The organism is Vibrio sp. Sgm 5, assembly GCF_026241575.1.
Taxonomy (GTDB): Bacteria; Pseudomonadota; Gammaproteobacteria; order Enterobacterales; family Vibrionaceae; genus Vibrio; species Vibrio jasicida.
Map to the genome: position 1 here is coordinate 1 of NZ_JAPHPY010000059.1, position 20,720 is coordinate 20,720.

The 20,720-nt window shown below is 46.2% G+C and carries 16 protein-coding genes; 8 read left to right on the top strand and 8 right to left on the bottom strand.

Translation table 11 applies throughout. From position 1 onward, the window contains the following. Positions 1 to 112: 112 nt before the first annotated feature. The 5 genes from xni to queF all read right to left on the bottom strand — a co-directional run bounded on the left by xni (position 113) and on the right by queF (position 7,501). Positions 113 to 895, bottom strand: a complete 783-nt coding sequence (gene xni, locus OQJ86_RS22790) for a flap endonuclease Xni (protein ID WP_038865412.1) — start codon at positions 893 to 895, stop codon at positions 113 to 115. A 58-nt stretch (positions 896 to 953) separates the two neighbouring features. Beyond that, on the bottom strand, positions 954 to 2,330 hold the full coding sequence (gene ppnN / locus OQJ86_RS22795; RefSeq protein ID WP_038865411.1) for a nucleotide 5'-monophosphate nucleosidase PpnN: 1,377 nt from the start codon (positions 2,328 to 2,330) through the stop codon (positions 954 to 956). A 218-nt stretch (positions 2,331 to 2,548) separates the two neighbouring features. Continuing rightward, the gene (locus OQJ86_RS22800) at positions 2,549 to 4,114 is read right to left on the bottom strand and encodes a sensor domain-containing diguanylate cyclase (protein ID WP_038875579.1); all 1,566 of its coding nucleotides are present in this window, start codon (positions 4,112 to 4,114) and stop codon (positions 2,549 to 2,551) included. A gap of 98 nt (positions 4,115 to 4,212) precedes the next feature. Continuing rightward, positions 4,213 to 6,495 carry a tetratricopeptide repeat protein gene (locus tag OQJ86_RS22805; protein ID WP_265991227.1) on the bottom strand — a complete coding sequence of 761 codons (2,283 nt, stop codon included), beginning with the start codon at positions 6,493 to 6,495 and terminating at the stop codon, positions 4,213 to 4,215. 160 nt (positions 6,496 to 6,655) lie between these two features. Next, complete coding sequence (gene queF / locus OQJ86_RS22810) at positions 6,656 to 7,501, bottom strand: NADPH-dependent 7-cyano-7-deazaguanine reductase QueF (protein ID WP_038865407.1); 846 nt, start codon at positions 7,499 to 7,501, stop codon at positions 6,656 to 6,658. A gap of 107 nt (positions 7,502 to 7,608) precedes the next feature. Between queF and syd the strand changes: the two genes are divergently transcribed. The 4 genes from syd (at position 7,609) to OQJ86_RS22830 (ending at position 12,728) form a co-directional block, all read left to right on the top strand. Then, positions 7,609 to 8,154, top strand: a complete 546-nt coding sequence (gene syd, locus OQJ86_RS22815) for a SecY-interacting protein (protein ID WP_265991230.1) — start codon at positions 7,609 to 7,611, stop codon at positions 8,152 to 8,154. Positions 8,155 to 8,156: 2 nt separating this feature from the next. After that, a complete protein-coding gene (locus OQJ86_RS22820) occupies positions 8,157 to 8,933 on the top strand; it encodes a Zn-ribbon-containing protein (RefSeq protein ID WP_038865405.1) in 777 nt (258 codons plus the stop codon). 317 nt (positions 8,934 to 9,250) lie between these two features. Further along, a complete protein-coding gene (locus tag OQJ86_RS22825) occupies positions 9,251 to 11,446 on the top strand; it encodes a bifunctional metallophosphatase/5'-nucleotidase (protein ID WP_265991233.1) in 2,196 nt (731 codons plus the stop codon). Between the two features lie 91 nt (positions 11,447 to 11,537). Beyond that, positions 11,538 to 12,728, top strand: coding sequence for a YibE/F family protein (locus OQJ86_RS22830; protein ID WP_265991235.1), 1,191 nt, complete (start codon positions 11,538 to 11,540; stop codon positions 12,726 to 12,728). An 87-nt stretch (positions 12,729 to 12,815) separates the two neighbouring features. Here OQJ86_RS22830 and OQJ86_RS22835 read toward each other — a convergent pair whose 3' ends face one another. The 3 genes from OQJ86_RS22835 to metN are packed head-to-tail and all read right to left on the bottom strand — an operon-like array spanning position 12,816 to position 15,359. Continuing rightward, positions 12,816 to 13,625, bottom strand: a complete 810-nt coding sequence (locus OQJ86_RS22835; RefSeq protein WP_042602626.1) for a MetQ/NlpA family lipoprotein — start codon at positions 13,623 to 13,625, stop codon at positions 12,816 to 12,818. 32 nt (positions 13,626 to 13,657) lie between these two features. Further along, entirely contained in the window at positions 13,658 to 14,335 is a 678-nt protein-coding gene (locus OQJ86_RS22840) for a methionine ABC transporter permease (RefSeq protein ID WP_265991237.1), read from the bottom strand. Beyond that, entirely contained in the window at positions 14,325 to 15,359 is a 1,035-nt protein-coding gene (gene metN, locus OQJ86_RS22845; RefSeq protein ID WP_038865399.1) for a methionine ABC transporter ATP-binding protein MetN, read from the bottom strand. The genes OQJ86_RS22840 and metN overlap by 11 nt, the downstream gene beginning before the upstream one ends. A gap of 343 nt (positions 15,360 to 15,702) precedes the next feature. Here metN and gmhB point away from each other — a divergent pair, with 343 nt between their 5' ends. The 4 genes from gmhB (at position 15,703) to treC (ending at position 20,654) form a co-directional block, all read left to right on the top strand. Continuing rightward, positions 15,703 to 16,254: a D-glycero-beta-D-manno-heptose 1,7-bisphosphate 7-phosphatase gene (gene gmhB / locus OQJ86_RS22850; protein ID WP_265991240.1), complete on the top strand. Its 552-nt coding sequence runs from the start codon at positions 15,703 to 15,705 to the stop codon at positions 16,252 to 16,254. A gap of 74 nt (positions 16,255 to 16,328) precedes the next feature. Then, positions 16,329 to 17,273 carry a trehalose operon repressor TreR gene (gene treR, locus OQJ86_RS22855; protein ID WP_045419253.1) on the top strand — a complete coding sequence of 315 codons (945 nt, stop codon included), beginning with the start codon at positions 16,329 to 16,331 and terminating at the stop codon, positions 17,271 to 17,273. Positions 17,274 to 17,451: 178 nt separating this feature from the next. Beyond that, complete coding sequence (gene treB / locus OQJ86_RS22860; RefSeq protein ID WP_038865395.1) at positions 17,452 to 18,876, top strand: PTS trehalose transporter subunit IIBC; 1,425 nt, start codon at positions 17,452 to 17,454, stop codon at positions 18,874 to 18,876. Between the two features lie 92 nt (positions 18,877 to 18,968). Beyond that, positions 18,969 to 20,654: an alpha,alpha-phosphotrehalase gene (treC, locus tag OQJ86_RS22865; protein ID WP_265991244.1), complete on the top strand. Its 1,686-nt coding sequence runs from the start codon at positions 18,969 to 18,971 to the stop codon at positions 20,652 to 20,654. Positions 20,655 to 20,720 lie beyond the last annotated feature (66 nt).

A 20,720-nucleotide genomic window follows, 5' to 3' on the forward strand; every position in this document is an offset into this window, starting at 1 on the left:
GTCTATCGGATTTTTACACACTGGTGGGATCGTTCAATTGATCAGTCTATTAATTTCTTAACTGATCGGCATTACCGGCAATAGGCGCTTTTTTAGTGTTTGAAGTCGATTGCTATTCCGCTTTGTTTGGTCCGGTAAAGCGAATGTCTTGTAGGTTGAAACCTAGTTCAATATCGCATTTAAGTGCTGCTACGCGTTTACATAAGCGTGCCGACTCAATATGTTCATCAAACTTCTTACGATATTTCGGTACCAGTTCTTCGCTAGCGTAAGCGGCTTCAATGTCTTCGAATTGAGTTAAGATCTCTTTGGCTGCTTTAGGGCCAACACCCGGAATACCCGGAACTTGGCTTGAGCTGATTCCTGTCAAACCCCAATAATCCGCGAGCTGAGATGGTTTTACGCCAAACTCTTTTTCGATAAACGGTTCATCTAGCCAACGGTGTTGGAAGTAATCTCGGATCTGAAGAGTCGGGGAGAGCAGTTGGCAGTAGCCTTTATCGGTCGAGACAATCGTGACCTTTTCGCCGTGGCTCGCCACTTTAGTTGCCAGTGTTGCGACTAAATCATCGGCCTCATCGCCTTCAGACAATAGTGAATCAATGCCTTCTTCCCACCAAGCTTGTTGGATGGCATCCAATCCCTGCATTAGCGGCTCTGGCATAGGCTTACGATTTTGCTTGTAGTTCGGAAGAATTTCAGCGCGCCAGCCTCTATCTTGTTCATGATGATCAAACACCGCGATGATGTGCGTAGGTTGAGCTTCAGAAAGGATGCGAGTTAGCGTTCGTCCTGTCGTCGTGATAGTTCTTGCTATGTCGGTCGGATCGGGTTGTGCAGAGTGCACGCGACGAATCAGGTTTAGGGCATCAATAATAACAAGATGAATAGACATAATGACTTAGCAATAAAAAAGGGGCGTAATGCCCCTAGTGTAACCAAAGCTGAGTTATCTATCGACCACCATTTTCCTGATGGGCAATTCGGTAACATGGCTCATAGGCCGTTCCGCCTGGTAGTTTCATGCGGTGTTGTTCAACAAAGTCTTTCAGTAACTTATCCAGCTTCTTCATTAGCACGGGATCGCCGTTGATGGTAAATGGACCATGACGTTCGATTTCTTGAATGCCTTCTGCTTTTACGTTACCCGCAACAATGCCAGAGAAAGCCTGACGTAAGCTCGCAGCCAGTACCTGTGGTTGTTGGTTCAAGTGCAAATCTAGGCTTGCCATCGCATCGTGAGTTGGCTCAAAAGGCAATTGGAATTCTGGTTCGATCTTCATTGACCAGTTAAAGCTGTAGGCATCGCCTTTTTCTTTGCGGTGTTGGCGAACATCTTCCATCGAACGCTTCATGATACGAGCGACTTCGGCCGGATCATCAATAACGATTTGATAGTGTTTCTGGCCTTCTTCACCCAGCGTATCTGCAATGAAAGCATCGATTGAGCGGAAGTAAGCTTCGCTTTCTTTTGGACCCGTTAGCACGATTGGCATTGGTTGGTCGGCGTTATCTGGGTGCATCATGATGCCCAAGATGTACAGCAACTCTTCTGCCGTACCCGGACCACCTGGGAAGATCACTATGCCGTGCGCCATACGTACAAAGGCTTCGAGACGCTTCTCGATGTCTGGCATGATCACCAGTTCATTCACGATAGGGTTTGGTGGCTCTGCAGCAATGATTGAAGGCTCTGTCAAACCAAGGTAGCGCTGCTCAGTGTAACGCTGTTTGGCGTGACCAATCGCTGCCCCTTTCATTGGTCCTTCCATTGCACCAGGGCCACAGCCTGTACAGATGTTCAGCTCACGAAGGCCAAGCTCGTTACCTACTTCGCGAGTGTATTGGTATTCGGTTGCATTGATTGAGTGGCCACCCCAACACACGACAAGATTTGGCTCGATGCCCGGAGTTAGGGCGCCCGCATTGCGCAGAATGCCAAATACAAGGTTGGTAATGTGCGTAGCATTGGTGAGATTAAGGCGTTGGTTGTCCGCCAAGTGCATGTTCACGTACACGATGTCACGTAGAACAGAGAATAGATGCTCTTGAATACCTTTAATGATTTCGCCATCGACAAATGCATGCTCAGGCGGATTCGCTAATTCAAGCTTGATGCCGCGCTCACGTCTAACCACGTTCACATCGAATGAAAGGTATTTGTCTAATAGCTCTTTTGAGTTATCGGTGTGGCTGCCGGAGTTGAGGACCGCGAGCGTACAGTTACGATAGAGTTGGTATAACTCACTCGATGCGGTTTTCTTAAGACGTTCAACTTCCAGTTGGGATAGCAAATCCATGCTACCTGCGGGGCTTATATGGGTAATCATAAGGCCTCCTTGCTAATGCATTCTTTTGAGGGAAGAAACCAACTCACCTGTCAGTTTATACGTATCGTTTTACTCAGTGGTTGGCAGACTTTGTTTTATAGCGTTTAAACAGCTTAGCAGACTGATAAGGGAGAAACGTGATAACTCGTTGAAAATTTGAGGCAATATGACAAAACAGCACGTAAAAAGCGTTCGTTTGGTTGTTTTTTGAACGCTTTTTAGTTCCAGTTCACCTGACTGTTACCACGCTGCTTGGCATCTCTTAGCATGTTACCAAGACGATCTAAGACGTACTCAGGGTTGTCTGCTTCTTTGAAGGAAGTGGAAACCGCCGTCAGCGTAATCATGATGTTTTGTTCGCGGAACTTGAATGGCAACTTACTGATATCACGCTGAATGTGCTTCATCAATTCAAGCGTGTATTCTTCCGATTGCTCAGGGATAAGCATGATGAACTCTTCACCGCCAAATCGAGCGACGGTTTCGGTATCGGCGATGCGCTTGCTCATGGTGCGAGCAATAATCTTCAATGCTTTGTCGCCAGCAGTGTAGCCATAGCTGTCGTTAACGGCTTTGAAGTTATCGACATCAAACAGTACAACACGAAGGTTTTGTTGTGAGCGAATCCAACGACGATATTCTAACTCTAAACGATCATTAAAAGCCGCGCGGTTATATACCTTGGTCAATGGGTCTAGCAGCATGCGCTGTGCTTGATCTTCCAAGCGACGACGATAATCTTGCGTTGATTCAAAGACGGCTTCAAGCTGGTTTTTGCTGTAGCTTAAGCGTTCTTGAAGGGCTTGTTCGCGCTCTTCGGTCATTCTTAAGCGCTCAGTCAAAGAGGCCATCTTGGCCAGCAATGGTGATACTTCACCTTTCAACTCTTCGAGATCTTGTGCATGTTCCAGAGATTCTTGGCTGCGTTCCACCAAGGTAGTCATCTCTGAATTCAATTCTTGGCGATGTTCGAAGTAGGTTTGATGCTGATCGACGTTCTGATGAACGGTTTTCAGATTGCTTGAAAGCGAAGTATTGAGTTGCTCTAGGAACTGTTCTGATGATTTACGCTCGTACTTAGTGGCTTCGACGACCAGTTTAAGTGTATTTAACGTCAGCTCAATCAGTGACTCAGCGTTCACACCCAAAAGCAGTTTGGCACGGATATCCAACAATTGATCACCCGATTCGCCTTCAAAGTCGAGCTCGGTAATCGTGTGCTGGAGGTCGCTGGCTAAACATTCCAGTTGTGATTTATCTGGCCCGTTTTCTAGCTCGCCAAGGTTAAGGCGTGAGTTGGATGTGATGATCTTGAGCGCACGCTCATAAATGCTCAGTAGCTTGGTTGCTTGGTCAACTTTTTTACCCGCATGAACTTCAGAAAAGCTCATGAGATTTCGCAGTTCGCGTTTTAGCTGCGCAGGCAAACCTGTGATGCGCTGAAGCGTCTCACCACTGTGTTTGATTTGTTCGTCGAGATAGCCGTTTTGTTTTTCCATCGCCTTAGACTGCTGTTTGAGCATTCTTTCTAGCACTGCTAAACGAGGGATCAGCGCGCTGACATCTTTTTGATGTTCCAGTTCTTGCTGAATTTCGAGCAGGTAGTTGGTTACTTGAGAGTTTGAACCCTGACAAGCAGAAGACAATGATGCCACAACTCGCTTCAGAACTTGCTGCTCACGTTTAAATTTGAGCGAAGTATCACGATGAGTCAGCCTGAGTTGGTCAAGTTGACAACTCAGCTGATGAAGCTGCGACTGAATATCGGATTCCAAGATTCCCATGAAGTGACTACGGTTAAGTCCATGTACTACTGACGATTATTTGATAATAACAAAAAACTTTATAGCGTCATCACTGATTATGCTCAACCGTTGGTTAATTATCCGTTTTTTAATATTTTTTTGATGTCGTCCTCATTCTTGTACGAAGAATGAATCTTTATTAGCCCTTGGTTGATGGCATGTTGGCAAGCGGTTCTTATGTTACCGGTTGCAAAGCTTGCGGCGGGCGCGTTATCAATCGCCTTCAAGAACACCCAATGGCTGTGTTTATCTTTTAAGCTGACCTCACGGGCAATGTGCGTCGCGAGCAATAATAAGTCGAGCAGTTCTTCATCATTAATGGCGGTGTAGGCACGTGGCAAGAAAGGGTAATCACTGATACCCATACGAATCGTGCGATTCACATGGTGTTTGGCCGCAAACTCATCCACCCAACTTTGGAATTTGTTGAATGTGGCTTCCGCAGAAGCATCGCGATCAGCATTGGGTTCGATGTACAGTAAGTTTGCATCTGAGAAGTGGTACAAACGTGTTGGTTTCTGGATACGTTCTGCCAAGAACTCACCAAAAGCCCGCTCTAGTTCCAAACCAGCTTTGTAGCCGTGTTGTACGTACATACTTCGTAAGAATGGTAAGTCGATCATCACAAAGCGTAGGCGGTCGTTGAGGGGCTCGTGGATCAGTTCGCCCATTTGCCATTGTTCAAACGTATCGCTCGATTTCTTCAACGAACGCGACAGTTTCACGTTCAACATACGTAAGTTACGTAGACGCGAACGCGAGTGGGTGAAGAGATCATTACGTAGCTTGTCGATTTGTGATGTTTGACGCTGCATGATCACACCACGACGCATGATGAATAAGAACATCACCAGCACAGTAATGAACAGGGCGAATGAAATCTTTTGGAACTTGAGATGTTCCATCTCAACTTGTGCAAGCTTGTCCGCTTGGCCGACATAATGAATGCTTTGTTCGGCAAACTCTTTTTGCTGGCGAAAGGCATCCTCACTGATTTGGTTAAGTTGCTTTTGCTCTAATCGCACAAGACTGGTGTACTTTTTGTAGGCTTGTAACGACAGTTGGTATTCGCCTGCTTGCTCATACCCCAAGCCCAGTAGGCGGTAAGACTGCTGTTTGATAAAGCCTGTATCGTCCGGTGCCTTCTCGATCAGGTCGAGTGCTTTTTTCGCATTATTTATGACATTTTTACTTTCATTTTGGTGGTAAGCCAATCCCGATTGCAGTAATGCCGCTTTCGCTTCTAGTTGTGGTAGGTCTGCGTATGCAAGCAAATCCATAGAGCGGTCAAGGTACTGCTCTGCTAATGCGTAGTTATAAAGCTGGAGATAGGTTGCCGCTAAGCTCAAACGGATCTTGATAATGCGGTTGATATTCTTACTTGTGCTGTCATGGTCCAGTACGTTGAAGTAGTGCACCAAAGCCAGATTAAATTTGCCTTGGTAGAAATAGATGTCACCCATTTGCTCTAGCACATCGGCCAGAATAGGCGAGCTTGGGTAGCTATCGTAAAAGTCTGCGGCCTGAGAGAGGTACTCGATCGCTTTGTCATACACGCGGCGTTCTTGAAACAGGCGCGCTAATAAACGATTTACTTTTGCTAAGCGTGCACCGCTGTCGCTCTCGATTGACTGCCAATAGCCGTATAGCAGTTCAGAAAGGGCGAGGTTGTACTTTTTATCATTGAGATAAAATTCGCCTACGGCGGTGTGGTAATCAATTAAAATCAGGTCCGAGCGGTTATCTTTCAGCATGGTTTTAGCTTGTGCGTATAAACGGTCGGCGTTAACGCTATCACCACTGTTTGCTGCCAGTAGCGCACGCTGCATCACTAAGCGATAATGCACGCTGTCGGTGCGTTGCAATACAGGGTTGGCGTCTTCAATCTGTTTTTCGATTTGATCGAGTTTTTCTTCTGCGGCTGCGTAGTTTTTGTCATACATCCAAATCATTTGGTTGCGCATTAGCTGCACGTCCAGGTTCATGTATGGCAATTGGTATTCTTTGGCAAGACGTTCGGCTTCATCAAGGTTATTGATAGCAGAACGAATGTTCCCCATGGTGTAATCGGCTTGGGCAATGATCTTGTGTGCTTCGATGGTACTGCTTGGCGTGCGGATACTGCGATCGGTCTCTTCACGAGACATAGCAGACGGGCTTCCGTTCTCTTGACGCTCTGTCAGCTCGCGTTGCAATAGGTAGTTTTTGGCCGCTTGTTTGGCTTGTGAAGGCTCAATCTCAGCAAGTTGTTGAGCTTCATTAAGTAAAGCGGAAGATAAAATGGTCGCGTGAAGTGGCTGTGCTAGTAATAAGCAAAGAAAGCCAATCAGCCTAAATAGACGCGAACTGTCCCAAAACATCCTTTTCGTTCCCTCGAACTGTGTCGTAAATTACGTGTTTTTGAATAAACAATAGTAGAGAAAAACGCCCAGCAATCCAACAGATAGCTGAGCGTTTTTGAGTATTTAAGTAATTAGTTTCTGAGTGTGGAACTCAAGCGCTTTTGATTCTCAACTCAGATTACTGACGCGCCATGCGGTTATTGTGCGTGGGCTTGTCTTGTTCCGTTGAACGGTAAGGGTTGATATCCAGACCACCACGACGTGTGTAACGTGCAAATACCGTCAGTTTTGTTGGCTGGCAGTACTTCATCAAGTCAGTGAAAATGCGCTCAACACATTGCTCGTGGAACTCGTTGTGCTCACGGAATGAAACGAGGTAACGAAGCAACTTCTCACGATCAAGCTTGGCGCCTTGGTAGCGAATTTCTACGCTGCCCCAGTCTGGCTGGTTGGTGATCAAACAGTTCGATTTTAGTAGATGGCTGTGAAGAATTTCTTCTACTTGCTCATCACCAGCAGCTCCTTCAAGCAGTGCAGCATCAAAATCGTAGCTGGTGATTTCGATGTCTTGAGCGTCAATACACTCGCCTTCCATCGTCACGATAGGTTGGTTGGTGTAATGAGTTACTGGGTTTACTTCCACAAGTACTTGCTCACCTGCGCATGCCGATAGGTCTTGCGTCAAACGCTCAGTCACTTCTTCCCAAGTAGCGAAACGCGTTTGGTTGTAGCTGTTTAAGTACAGTTTGAACGACTTTGACTCAATCAAGTTTGCGCTGGTTGCTGGAATGTACACTTCGCCAACCGCAACTTGAGGCAAGCCTTTGCTGTTTAGCCAAGATAGCTCGTACAGCGTCCAAATGTCGTGGCCCATAAACGGGAGGCTGTCGCCAAGTTCAAGGTCGTCACGGTTTAAGCTGCGAGGAACAGGTTGCAGCAAGCTCGCGTCGTATTGGTTTGCGTACTCGGTCTTTTTACCCAGAGTCAGGCCAGCAAGCTCTTTAGCGTCAGAATATTTGCTCATACTTTGTGGTCATTTTCGATTAGAATGGCGAGAATTTTACTGAATCCGCTGATTAATTGCCATCCGGCAGATACCGCAACCTGATAAAAACAAACCAGGAGACCTTCATGACCCAAACCGTTCCTCAGGCTCTACAGGATTTTAGCCTGCGCTACCAACAAGCTTGGCAAGACAAACACAACGAACTGCCACGCAGTGAAGAGCTTGCTGATCTTGTTTCTCCATGTGTAGAAGAGAAACGCGATGAGGTCGTTTTGTGGAAATCGGTTCTACGTGAAGAGATGGCAGACTTCACCAACGTTGAGAATGCAATTGAATTGACGTTGCATGAAGACATTAAGCTTTTCTATGGTTCGCAATACAGTGCTGATATGGACGCGACTTGGCAAGGCAATGAACTGACACTGCTGCAAGTTTGGAGTGACGATGACTTTACTCGTCTGCAAGAGAACATTCTTGGTCACCTGGTGACTCAGCGTCGTCTAAAACTAAAGCCGACGGTATTTATTGCAGCGACTGATGCCGAGCTGGATGTGATTTCAATCTGTAACTTAACGGGTAATGTGATTCTTGAGCGCTTGGGTTCTGATAAACGTGACGTATTGGCTGAAACACTGACCGAGTTTCTAAGCAAACTTGAGGCAGCGGTGTAAGCATGTACGTTGTTGAGTTGCAATTTGAGTGTTTTGATAACACTACCGTAAGCGCCGTAGATAAAGCGATTAATGGTCTGATGGACGCACTGCGTTACAACGGACAAGTTCTGGGTCGTGAATTTCCTATCGTAATGGGTGATGGCGAGTTTTATGTTCGCGTCGTTTGCCCAGAGCAAGACAGTTTGCATCCTCGCTACCATTCTGATTTCGTCAAAGTGTGCATGAATCGTTTGTCGGAAGCGTCGTTGCTTGCGCCGAAAATGCGCATGTTGGGTCGTGATTTGAATTCAGAAGAAGCGGCGGAAGAAGAAACACCAAGCTGGCAAGTACTTTACACCACTTACGTGCATACCTGCTCTCCACTGCGCAGTGGTGAGACGCTGTTGCCAATTCCACTTTACCGTAATGGGGCAACACTGAATGGTGACCATAAAGCGGTGGTGAAATGGCAAACCGAATGGCAAGCGTGTGATGAAATCCAAATGGCGGGTGGTTGCCGCGCTGAACACGCTGCGCTGCATGAAATTTGCGACTCAGACAGTGTGTTGTTCCGCCGTGGTTGGGATTTGCGTGGCCGTATTGAATACATCACCAAGATTCCAACGTACTACTACCAATACCGCGTCGGTGGTGAGTCACTTGAAGCGGAAAAAGCGCGCAAGTGTCCAAAATGTGGTGGTGACTGGTTACTCGACGAACCGCTGCACGACATTTTCTACTTTAAGTGTGACGATTGCCGAATTGTCTCCAACATCTCTTGGGACCACATCAAGTAGTCTATTCTTTAAAGCTGGCGTCTATGCCAGCTTTTTTCTATCGATATAAATGAATCAAACCTGATCAGTAAAATTATCTATTATTGATTTTATCAATATATTGATTCAAAAAGCATTTTCACTGACCATTCCTCTCATCCCCTTGATTGTGATCTTTGTTCATATTCAAAGAAAAATGTAACTCAGTTGCATGCTTTATAAGCATTGAAACGTTTGCTTCTCAAAAAATTAAAATAACATCCATATCCTTTTTAAGGTTTTGGGAAGAGGGCCCCTTCCGAAAATATATATAAAAAAATAATCTGGAAGGAATTGTGATGACATTATTTAAACGAAGCCTCGTCTGTATTGCTGTTGTCGGCCTGATGGCTGGCTGCAATGACGACGATACGAAATACGTAGAAGTTCCATCGGACTACAGCCCTGTAGTCGCAGAAGGCAAAACACTGACTAACACGCCTGATGTGGTTGTGAAAGGTGAAGCAACACAAGCGGATGAAGTAACCATTGCTATCGCCGCAACATCGGATCTACACGGTCGTTTGTTTGGTTTTGACTACGCGTTGAACGCAGAAGACGATGACGCTGGTATTACTCGTGTGGCCACTTTGCTTGCTGATCAAAAAGCGGCACATCCAAACATGATTCTGATTGATATCGGTGATACGGTTCAGGGCAACTCCGCGCAACTATTCAACGATGATCCAACTCACCCAGTGGTCGAGAGCATGAACTCTCTTGGCTTTGACGTTTGGGTACCAGGCAACCATGAATTCAACTTTGAGCGTTCGTTTGTCGATCGCAACCTCGATCATTTTAATGGTGCGGTACTGTCTTCAAACATCAAATGGGAAAGCAACGATGTGAACTACATTCGCGCGTTCCAAATGTTTGAAGTAGAAGGCGTGAAAGTGGCGGTCGTTGGTCTAACGCCATCGAACGTGCCGAACTGGGAAGCATCTGCACCGGATCACTTCAAAGGTTTGAAGTTTGAGAACGAATTGGATGCAACCAAAGAAGCGGTTGACCAACTGGTGTCTGAATACAATCCAGATGTGATTGTTGGTGCGCTTCACCTAGGCCGACAAGAAGACGGTGGTGTGGGCGTTTACGAAATCGCGTCTGCAATGGCGGATAAATTTGACGTTATTCTAGCGGGTCACGAACACGCCAACTACATCGAGCAAGTGAATGCTGATGGCACTGTTACCCCAATCAGTAAATCCACATCAGAAATTGGCGGTGAAAATACGCTGATTGAAGATAAAGCGAAGTCTGGCGAATACAACCAAGACAATCGCGCGCAAAGCGTGAAAATCATTGAGCCGGGCAAGTGGGGTGCTTACCTAGCGAAAGCTGAAATTCAATTGAAGAAAGTCGATGGCAAGTGGACGATGGAAGACACCACATTGACCAACATTGGCACGAAGAAAGTGGAAGAAGAGCAAGCGCTGCAAGCTAAATTCCAATACGTGCACGATATCTCGGTTGAAGACGCCACTCGCGAGCTTGGCCGTGTAACGGGTAACTTCACACCAAGCGCAACGGGTTACCCAGATGAAGCGACTGCGACGGATTACAACTACACGGCAGAGCGTTTGTACTCGACGATTCACCTTGCGAAAGTGGTTGATACGCCATTAATGGACGTGATTAACCAAATCCAAATGCAGACAATCGAAGAGGCGGTCGGTGAGGGTAATGGTGCGGTTGTGTCTGCTGCGTCGCTGTTCTCTGATCAATCAAATCTTATCGATGGTGAAGTGTACACCAAAGGTAAATCGACCAACTTGTACAAGTACGATAACACCTTGCTTGGCGTTGAGATGACAGGTGCAAACCTAAAACGCTTCATTGAGTGGTCTTACTCTTACTTCAACCAGTATCAACCGGGTGACATTACGGTGTCGTTTAAGAAAGGCGCGCCAGCTTACCTGTACGATCAATTCGATGGTGACATCGAGTTCACTGTGGATCTAAGTAAACCGTCTTTAGAGCTAGATGAAAACAACACGGTGACGAATGAAGGTAGCCGCGTAAATATCACCAGCATTGGTGGCGAGCAGTTCGATCCAAACGCGACTTACAAAGTGGCGATGAACAGCTACCGCTTTGGTTCGCAAATCCAGAAGTTTGGTTGGGCGAGCAAAGACGACGTGTTCTACGACTCAGTGAATGAACAAGTTTATGCAATTCGCGATATGCTGACGGAGTATGTTGAAGAGAACAAAGGTATCAACGTGGCAGATTTCAGTGGCAGCGTTGGTAACTGGTCATTCACTCAATACCTACCAAGTGGTGATATCACGACACTGCGTGAGGGCGAAGGCAAAGCGCTATGGGATCAATTGAAGAACATGGAAATCTGTGTCTCGATTGACTTAGAAAACCCGAAATATCCAGCGATTGTTAAGTCTGTGAACATCAATGATTCGTCTAGCTACTTTGTTAACCCTAACAAAGACGCGGCGACCCTTGATGAGAAAGTCGCAGGTTGTAACCCAACTCATTAACCCTGCATGTGGGCGCGGTAATCTTTACCGCGCCTAATTTTACTCACCAGAGGCAAAGCTCGTTTGAGTGAGTGATGTAGAAGAGTGCTTCATGATCAAAAGAATCTATAACCGATGGGGTTTCACCCTACTGATTACCCTTATCTCCACGCTTATCTTTCAGTTTTCTTCTTCGTGGAGTGAAGATTTCCGTCCTAAATCTCGCCAGCAACAAGAGTTTGTTGAAGCGACTGTCACGCGTTCTATTTCAAACCATGTTGCACCAGATCCGCTCGTGCCGGATGTGATGACAGGTAAACAAGTTTTCATGGCAAAAATCCTTGAGGGAGAGAGCGAAGGCTTAGAGGTGGAAGTTACCAATCCTCTTAGTCGCCAGCACAACGTGTATGTCAGTGAAGGCGATACTTTCATTATGATGATCCGCGAAACCACCAATGGCACCGTTTATTGGGCGTATAACCACAAACGATCAGATGCGATTTACCTGATGCTTGCGCTGTTTTGTGCGCTGCTGCTGAGCTTTGGTAAGAAAGAGGGCATCAACTCGATGGTCGCGCTCTATTTTACTGCCGCCTTGATCGTTGGCGTATTGGTGCCGAGTATTTTTGCGGGTTGGAATCCGATGTTGGTTAGCATCTTATTGATGGTGGTGATCATCGTGGTCAGTTTTATTCTCGTTTCTGGCTATAACCGGAAGAGTTTATGCGCCATGGGCGGCACGTTACTTGGCGTAATCGCTGCGGGTGTAATGGCGCAGTGGTTTGGTGAAATGGCACACTTGTCGGGCATTTACCTCGACAAAGGCGAAGACGTGATTTACCTAACGTCGGTGAAGATGGGCATCCGTTGGTTGATGTTCGTGACGATTGTCGTTGCGGCACTTGGCGCTGTTATGGATGTGGCGATTTCGATTGCATCGGCGTACGCGGAGCTGCAACAAACCGACCCGAAACTCAAACCAAAGCAGTTGGTTAGAGCGTCGATGAACATTGGTCGAGACATCATGGGCACTATGACTAACACCTTGATTTTGGCGTTTGCTGGTGGCTCATTAACGACCATCATGATGGTGTGGGGACTTAACATGCCAGCAAGCCAGTTTATGAACATGCCGCTGGTAGGACTCGCAGTGGTGAATGCGTTAGCGGGCAGTGTAGGCATTGTGCTTACTATCCCTTTTACTGCGTTTTTAGCGCCTTATGTGTTTAAACATCCGCAAGTGGATTCGCAGCCAGAGCAGGAGCAAAAGAAGGTTGAGCAAGACGAAGTTCAGCTGTTCTAACGATATAAAACCGCAATGAAAACAAATGCAAAAAGGGCGCTCTGATGAGCGCCCTTTTTAAGTTTCAAGTGTTGTAGAAAAAGGGGATTACCAACCTTTCACTACGCCACCTTTGAAGATGTCTTTCGCTGCTTCGTAAACTTCATCTGTTTGGTATGCTTTCACGAAGTTTTGTACGTTAGCTGCTTGAACGTTGTCTTCACGAGCAACGATTAGGTTTACGTATGGAGACTCTTTGTCTTCTACGAAGATACCGTCACGCTCAGGTGTTAGGTCGATTGAGCTTGCGTAAGTCGTGTTGATGATAGAAACCGCTACGTCATCAAGAGAACGTGGAAGTTGTGCTGCATCTAGCTCCACGATAGTGATGTTTTTCGGGTTACCAACGATGTCACGTACTGTTGCTTGTAGACCTACGCCATCACGCAGTTCGATCAAACCTTGTTGCTCAAGAAGTAGAAGAGAACGACCAAGGTTTGTTGGATCGTTTGGTACCGCGATACGAGCGCCATCTTCGATCTCAGCAACCGATTTAACTTGCTTAGAGTAACCCGCAATTGGGTATACGAAAGAGTTACCAGCTGTTACTAGCTTGTAGCCACGGTCAGTTACTTGCTGGTCTAGGTATGGCTTGTGTTGGAACGCATTTGCGTCGATTGAGCCATCATCTAGCGCAGCGTTTGGTGTAACGTAATCAGTGAACGTCACCAACTCAACATCCAAGTTGTATTTCTCTTTCGCAACTTTTGCTGCAACTTCAGCAACTTGAGCCTCTGCACCCGCCATTACGCCAACTTTTACTTTGTTTGCGTCGACTTCTTTATCACCACAACCTGCTAGAACAAGTGCAGAAGCGGCAGTTGCAACAGTCAAAAGACTCTTAAGGCTAAATTTCATCTTTATCTCCTTATAATTGGTATTTTCAATTCTTATCTGTGGTCTACGCGGCGAACGATTGCATCACCGATAGACTGAATAATTTGTACTAGAACAATCAGCATCACGACAGTCACGGCCATGATGACTACATCATAACGGTGGAAGCCATAACGGATGGCTACGTCACCAAGACCGCCGCCGCCTACTGTCCCCGCCATTGCTGAATAGCTTACTAGTGTTACTAGGGTAATCGTCACTGAGTTAACAATAGTCGGCATTGCCTCAGGAAGCAGAACTTTTGTGATGATTTGTGTTGGTGTCGCACCCATAGATTGCGCAGCTTCAACCAAACCTGATGGAACTTCCAGTAGTGCGCCTTCGATTAGACGCGCCACAAATGGGATTGCACCAATCGTGAGTGGAACAATCGCTGCCGTTGTACCAATAAACGTACCGACAAGCAGCTTGGTTACTGGAATAATCGCAACCATCAATACTAGGAAAGGCACTGAACGGCCAATGTTGACTATCGCGCCAAGAACGCCATTTAGCTTGGTGTTTTCAAGCAAGCCCCCTTTTTTAGTGGTGTGCAGAATTACACCAAGAGGGATGCCAACCGCGAAACCAACGATGCCAGCAACTGCCACCATGTAAAAGGTTTCCCACGTTGCGCCCAAAAGTAGGTTGCTGTTTAAGCTCAGCCATTCAGAAATCGTATTAAAGGACATAGCCAAGTACCTCTACTTTCACGTTGTGCTCACGCAGGAATTCAATTGCTGCGTTATCATCTTCTTCGCTACCAAACAGTTCTGCGACCATCATGCCGAACTTCACGCCGCCAGCGTAGTCCAGATCGGAACTTAGGATGCTCACGTCGATGTTGTACTTACGAGCGATTTGCGTCATCAGAGGGGCATCCACGGTTGCACCAGTAAATTCTAGGCGAACCAACGGGTAGCTGTTTTCTACGCGCGTAGTTTGTAAGCGAGCTTGGTAATCTTCTGGAATAGAAAGATCCAAAGTAGAGCGAATGAACTCGTGTGCCAGAGCTGTCTTCGGATGAGCGAAGATTTCACCCACGGTGCCTTTTTCCACAAGTTCACCATCACCAATGATCGCCACTTCGTGGCAGATGCTCTTAACCACTTCCATTTCGTGAGTGATAAGCAGAATCGTGATATCCAGTTTGCGGTTGATTTCTTTTAGAAGTTCTAGGATTGACTGCGTCGTTGCAGGGTCGAGTGCGCTGGTCGCTTCGTCACACAACAAAACACTTGGATCAGAAGACAGAGCACGTGCAATCGCCACACGCTGCTTTTGACCGCCACTTAGGTTTGCTGGGTAGCTTTCGTGCTTGTCAGAAAGGCCAACCAGTTTAAGCAACTCAGTCACTTTTGTTGTGATTTGCGATTTGTCTTTGCCTGCTAACTCAAGAGGGAGTGCGACATTATCAAAAACGGTGCGAGACGATAGCAGGTTAAAGTGTTGGAAGATCATCCCGATGTTGCGGCGGGTTTCTCCCAGTTGTTTCTTGTTGAGTTTGGTCAGGTCTACGCCATCAACAATGATGGAGCCTGATGTTGGGGCTTCCAGCATATTCACGCAACGGATCAGAGTACTTTTACCCGCGCCCGATGAGCCGATAACACCAAAGATGGTGCCCTTCGCGATATTTAAGTTAATGTCCTTAAGGGCAAGAATTTCCTTACTGCCTTGGTAGAACACTTTATTGACGTTTTTAATTTCTATCATGTTTCAACCTGCACAGAGATACTGGGAACTTCGCTGTTAAAAACGGCTTTTAACAGGAGTAAATTTTGAACTCTATCTCAATTCTCAGTTGATGCTATGGGTTAAGCAGTAGTAAGTCAATAGATATTTCTACGTCTAGACGTCTAAAAGTATGGGTGTTTTGTTAGGAAATCAAGCAAGAAGATGTTCGGCGGAACGGGATATAAAAGAGGGATATTCAAGATTTACCGATTCTCGGGTGACAAATCAACTGTTTTGTCACTTCCTCATACCAATTAGATAGTGTGAGTGCTTATAAGGTATGTAATAATCTGATGAAACCGAGTAAATAGAGAAATACGTTTTGGCAAAACCTGCTGTTTTTATCGATCGTGACGGCGTGATCAACGTTGACCATGGCTACGTTCATGACGAACATGATTTTGAGTACATTGACGGTGTCTTTGAAGCGACGAAAGCGCTGAAAGATAAAGGCTACCTGTTGGTGCTTGTGACCAATCAATCAGGCATTGCACGTGGTAAATTCAGCGAAGATCGTTTCATTTCTTTGACTCAATGGATGGACTGGAACTTTTCCGACAACGGTGTTGAGTTTGATGGCATCTATTACTGCCCTCACCATCCGGAACACGGTATCGGCGAATACAAACAAGATTGTGATTGTCGTAAGCCAAAACCAGGCATGTTCATCTCTGCTCGTGATTTTTTGAAAATCGACATGGCTAAGTCAGTGATGATTGGTGATAAAGCCGAAGACTTGATGGCGGCTGAAGCGGCTGGTGTTGGTACTAAGGTTTTGGTTCGCACTGGTAAACCAGTTACCGAACAAGGCGAAGCGATTGCTACGGTTGTTCTCGACAGCATTGCAGACGTTCCTGCATACCTAAACAAGTAATCTTCATTACTGATTGAGATAAGGGAAGCCGCTGCTTCCCTTTTATTTAAATCCAACTTTTAGTTTGATCACTTATGAGCAAAAAACTCACTATTCTTGATATCGCGAAATTGGCAGGTGTTGGTAAATCGACAATAAGCCGTGTGTTAACCAATGATCCTAAGGTGAAACCGCAAACGCGAGAGAAGGTAGAAAGAATCATTCGTGAATCTGGTTATGTACCTTCTAAGTCTGCACAGTCGATGCGTGGGGGCAGCCAGAAAGTGATCGGGGTGATTATATCTCGTTTGGATTCCCCTTCAGAAAACCGTGCCGTCGGCACTATGCTCAATGCTTTGTATTCAGCAGGGTATGACGTGGTGATCATGGAAAGTCAGTTCGATCGTGAAAAGACCAACGAACATTTAAACGTACTTAAACGCCGTAATGTCGATGGTGTTATCGTGTTTGGTTTTACTGGGTGTGATGAGCAAGCGTTAGCGGAGTGGGGCAATCGCATTGTCGTGATCGCGATGGATACCAAGCTAGTCTCTTCTATTAATTACGATAACCAAGGCGTTATTGAGATGGCGTTGTCACACCTAGAGCAACAATCTATTTCTCGCATTGCTTATATCGGCGTTGATCCAGAAGACCGTACGACGGGGCTTGCTCGCCTGAAGACTTACCAATCTTGGTGTGAGAAAAAGCGCATCGAACCTTGTTTTCAAACCGGCAAGCTTAGCCATGAAAGTGCTTATCATCTGGTGGATCAAGTCGTTCAATCCGACACGCAAGCCATCGTTTGTGCTAGTGATACCATTGCTCTTGGGGTGATTAAGCGCCTGCAAGAAAGAGGGCGTGAAGATGTCGTGGTTACTGGTGTGGGTGGCAATGAGCTACTTTCCTTCCTTTTTCCAAATGTTTTCAGTGTGGACCCCGGTTACTCTCTCGCAGGTGAAAAGGCCGCTAACATGCTGATTAATCAATTAAATGGTGATGAGTCTGTGGTGCACTTTACCCAGCAACCAGTTCGTTAATAATCCTCCTTTCGATGGTTTGCTCTAAAATTATACTGTGATCGTTCTCAATTAATGGGACTGTTCCCATTTTGTTTTTGAATGCGGAGTGGCAATATAAAAATCATCGAATGGGAATGTTCCCATTATAAAAATAAAATGATGAATTGAATGTATCCAATACAGGGTGGACAAAGTTATGAGTAAGATTGCGCGTCAAGATGTACAGCGTCTTATTGAACTGGTCGGGGGATCGGACAATATTGCCAGTGTAAGCCACTGTTTAACTCGCTTGCGTTTCGTGTTGAATGACACTGACAAAGCCGATATTGAACAATTAGACGCATTACCTATGGTAAAAGGCTGCTTTACTAACGCAGGTCAGTTCCAAGTGGTGATTGGTACTGAAGTTGATGAGGTTTACAAAGTACTGATCGAGCTGACGGGTAAAAGTGAAGCGAGCAAAGACGAATCAAAAAACGCAGCTCGTCAAAACATGAACATTGTTGAGCGTGGTATTTCTCACCTTGCAGAAATCTTTGTGCCATTGTTACCGGCGATCATCACTGGTGGTCTGATTCTTGGCTTCCGTAACGTGATTGGCGACATCAAGATGTTTGATGGTCAAACGCTAACGGAAATCAGCCAGTTTTGGGCAACGGTACACTCTTTCTTATGGCTAATTGGTGAGGCGATTTTCTTCTTCTTACCGGTTGGCGTGTGTTGGTCAACAGTCAAAAAACTCGGTGGTACTCCGATTTTGGGGATTACATTAGGTGTGACACTGGTTTCGCCACAGTTAATGAACGCCTATCTGATTGGTAAGCAAGTGCCAGAAGTGTGGGACTTTGGCTTATTCGCCATCGAGAAAGTGGGGTATCAAGCGCAAGTGATTCCGGCCATGTTAGCGGGTGTCGCCTTGGCATTCATAGAAACCAATTTAAAGCGAATCATTCCTTCATATCTTTACCTCGTTGTGGTGCCGTTTGTCTCTATCATCGTATCTGTGATTCTTGCGCATTCTATTATTGGTCCATTTGGTCGTATGTTGGGTGACGGCGTTGCTTTCGCAGCAAAAGCAGCCATGACGGGTGACTTCGCGATGATTGGTTCAACCATCTTTGGCTTCCTATACGCACCTTTGGTGATTACGGGTATTCATCACACTACCAATGCGGTTGACCTTCAACTGATGCAAGAGCTAGGCGGTACGCCAATCTGGCCATTGATTGCACTATCAAACATTGCTCAAGCTTCAGCGGTAGTCGGCATCATTATCATCAGCAAAAAACACGGCGAGCGCGATATCTCAGTGCCTGCGGCTATCTCTGCTTATCTTGGTGTAACAGAACCTGCAATGTACGGTATCAACTTAAAGTACAAGTTCCCAATGCTGAGCGCGATGATCGGCAGTGCGATTGCCGCTGCTATCTGTGGCAGCGCAGGTGTGATGGCGAATGGTATTGGTGTGGGCGGCTTACCGGGCATCTTGTCTATCCAACCACAGTTCTGGGGTGTCTTTGCTCTGGCGATGTTGGTGGCGATTGTGGTCCCAGTAGCGCTGACGCTTGTGTTGTATAAGCGCGCACAGATGAAAGGCGAGTTAGAAACCGCTAACGCGTAATTCAAACCGAGGCAGCGATTTGGCTGCCTCGTTTATCTCCTCTATTTTTTAAGATTTTTAAGTTTCCGTTTAATGGTAAGTGAGCGTTAGAAATGGCAATGACCAAGCATGATGAGAGCTGGTGGAAAACCGCAACCATCTACCAAATTTACCCAAAAAGCTTTTGTGACAGTGGAAGTAAAGGCACGGGCGATATTAAAGGGATCATTTCTAAACTGGATTATCTAAAACACCTTGGTGTGGATGCGATTTGGCTGACGCCGGTTTATCAATCGCCAATGATCGACAACGGTTATGACATTTCTGATTACTATGCGATCAACCCAGATTTCGGCACCATGCAAGATTTCGATACCCTGTTGGCTGAGGCTCACCAACTGGGTATTCGAATCATCATGGATATCGTGGTCAACCATACTTCGACAGAACACAAGTGGTTTCAATCGGCACTGGGTGACAAAAACAGCCCTTACCGTGATTACTACATCTGGAAAGATCCTGTTGATGGCGCAGAGCCAAACAACTGGCAATCTAAGTTTGGTGGCAACGCTTGGGCGCTGGATGAAAAAACGGGTCAGTACTATTTGCACCTTTTTGCTAAAGAGCAAGCGGACTTAAACTGGGAAAACCCGGTAGTGCGTGAAGAAGTGAAAGAAGTCATCAGCTTCTGGGCAGAGAAAGGTGTCGATGGTTTCCGTCTTGACGTTATCAACCTGATTTCCAAGCAGCAAGATTTCCCAAGTGACGATATTGGTGATGGTCGCCGTTTCTACACGGATGGTCCACGTGTGCACGAATACCTTCAAGAGATCAGTGAAGCCGTATTCCAGAAATATGGCAGCGTGACGGTGGGTGAAATGTCTTCAACCACACTAGATCATTGTCAGCAATACTCAGCCCAAGATGGCAAAGAGCTGTCGATGGTGTTCAATTTTCACCATCTGAAAGTCGACTACCCGAATGGTGATAAGTGGACGAAAGCACCGTTTGATTTCATCCAACTGAAACAGATCTTTAACCATTGGCAAACCGGCTTAAATGGCAAAGGGTGGGGCGCGCTATTTTGGTGTAACCATGACCAACCACGCGTTGTGAGCCGATTAGGTAACGACGAACAATACCGTGTTGAATCTGCCAAAATGCTTGCGGCATCGGTACACATGATGCAAGGCACGCCTTATGTTTATCAAGGTGAAGAGATCGGCATGACCAACCCAGGCTACACCGAAATCAGCCAATATCGTGATGTTGAAAGCACGAACATGTACGACATCATGATCAATCGCGATGGCGTATCTCACGACGACATGATGGCGATTTTGGCACAGAAGTCGCGTGATAACTCACGTACGCCAATGCAATGGAACAGCGCGAAACACGCGGGCTTTACTGAAGGCACGCCGTGGTTAGAGGTGGCTCAAAACTATTCTGAGATCAACGCAGAAGCCGCGATTGCCGATTTGAACTCAGTGTTCTACTTCTACAAGCGTCTGATTGAACTGCGTAAACAGGTACCGGTGATCACTGATGGTCGTTACGAGGACTTGCTGCCAGAGCACAAACGTATTTTTGCTTACGCTCGCCAGAACGATAAGCAAACGTTGTTGTGTATTAACAATTACTACGGCGAAGAAGTGGAGTGTGTGTTACCAGAGCGCTTTGATATGAGCAAAGCCAAGAATCTGCTTTCCAACTATCAGAATGCGACCAGCGCGATTACTTCCAATCATCAAGTTCTACGTCCTTACGAAACACGCATCTTGCTGATTGAGTCTTAGAGGCAAATAAAAAATACCCCTAAGGATTTCGATCCTAAACAAAAGGCTTTGGAGTGCTCCCCAAAG

Bases quoted from the DNA above. Each gene is read 5' to 3' on its own strand.
- xni (WP_038865412.1), bottom strand. From the start codon at position 895: ATGTCTATTCATCTTGTTATTATTGATGCCCTAAACCTGATTCGTCGC.
- OQJ86_RS22825 (WP_265991233.1), top strand. From the start codon at position 9,251: ATGACATTATTTAAACGAAGCCTCGTCTGTATTGCTGTTGTCGGCCTG.
- metN (WP_038865399.1), bottom strand. From the start codon at position 15,359: ATGATAGAAATTAAAAACGTCAATAAAGTGTTCTACCAAGGCAGTAAG.
- OQJ86_RS22835 (WP_042602626.1), bottom strand. From the start codon at position 13,625: ATGAAATTTAGCCTTAAGAGTCTTTTGACTGTTGCAACTGCCGCTTCT.
- OQJ86_RS22830 (WP_265991235.1), top strand. From the start codon at position 11,538: ATGATCAAAAGAATCTATAACCGATGGGGTTTCACCCTACTGATTACC.
- OQJ86_RS22800 (WP_038875579.1), bottom strand. From the start codon at position 4,114: ATGGGAATCTTGGAATCCGATATTCAGTCGCAGCTTCATCAGCTGAGT.
- ppnN (WP_038865411.1), bottom strand. From the start codon at position 2,330: ATGATTACCCATATAAGCCCCGCAGGTAGCATGGATTTGCTATCCCAA.
- treR (WP_045419253.1), top strand. From the start codon at position 16,329: ATGAGCAAAAAACTCACTATTCTTGATATCGCGAAATTGGCAGGTGTT.
- treC (WP_265991244.1), top strand. From the start codon at position 18,969: ATGGCAATGACCAAGCATGATGAGAGCTGGTGGAAAACCGCAACCATC.
- OQJ86_RS22840 (WP_265991237.1), bottom strand. From the start codon at position 14,335: ATGTCCTTTAATACGATTTCTGAATGGCTGAGCTTAAACAGCAACCTA.
- syd (WP_265991230.1), top strand. From the start codon at position 7,609: ATGACCCAAACCGTTCCTCAGGCTCTACAGGATTTTAGCCTGCGCTAC.
- treB (WP_038865395.1), top strand. From the start codon at position 17,452: ATGAGTAAGATTGCGCGTCAAGATGTACAGCGTCTTATTGAACTGGTC.
- OQJ86_RS22820 (WP_038865405.1), top strand. From the start codon at position 8,157: ATGTACGTTGTTGAGTTGCAATTTGAGTGTTTTGATAACACTACCGTA.
- OQJ86_RS22805 (WP_265991227.1), bottom strand. From the start codon at position 6,495: ATGTTTTGGGACAGTTCGCGTCTATTTAGGCTGATTGGCTTTCTTTGC.
- queF (WP_038865407.1), bottom strand. From the start codon at position 7,501: ATGAGCAAATATTCTGACGCTAAAGAGCTTGCTGGCCTGACTCTGGGT.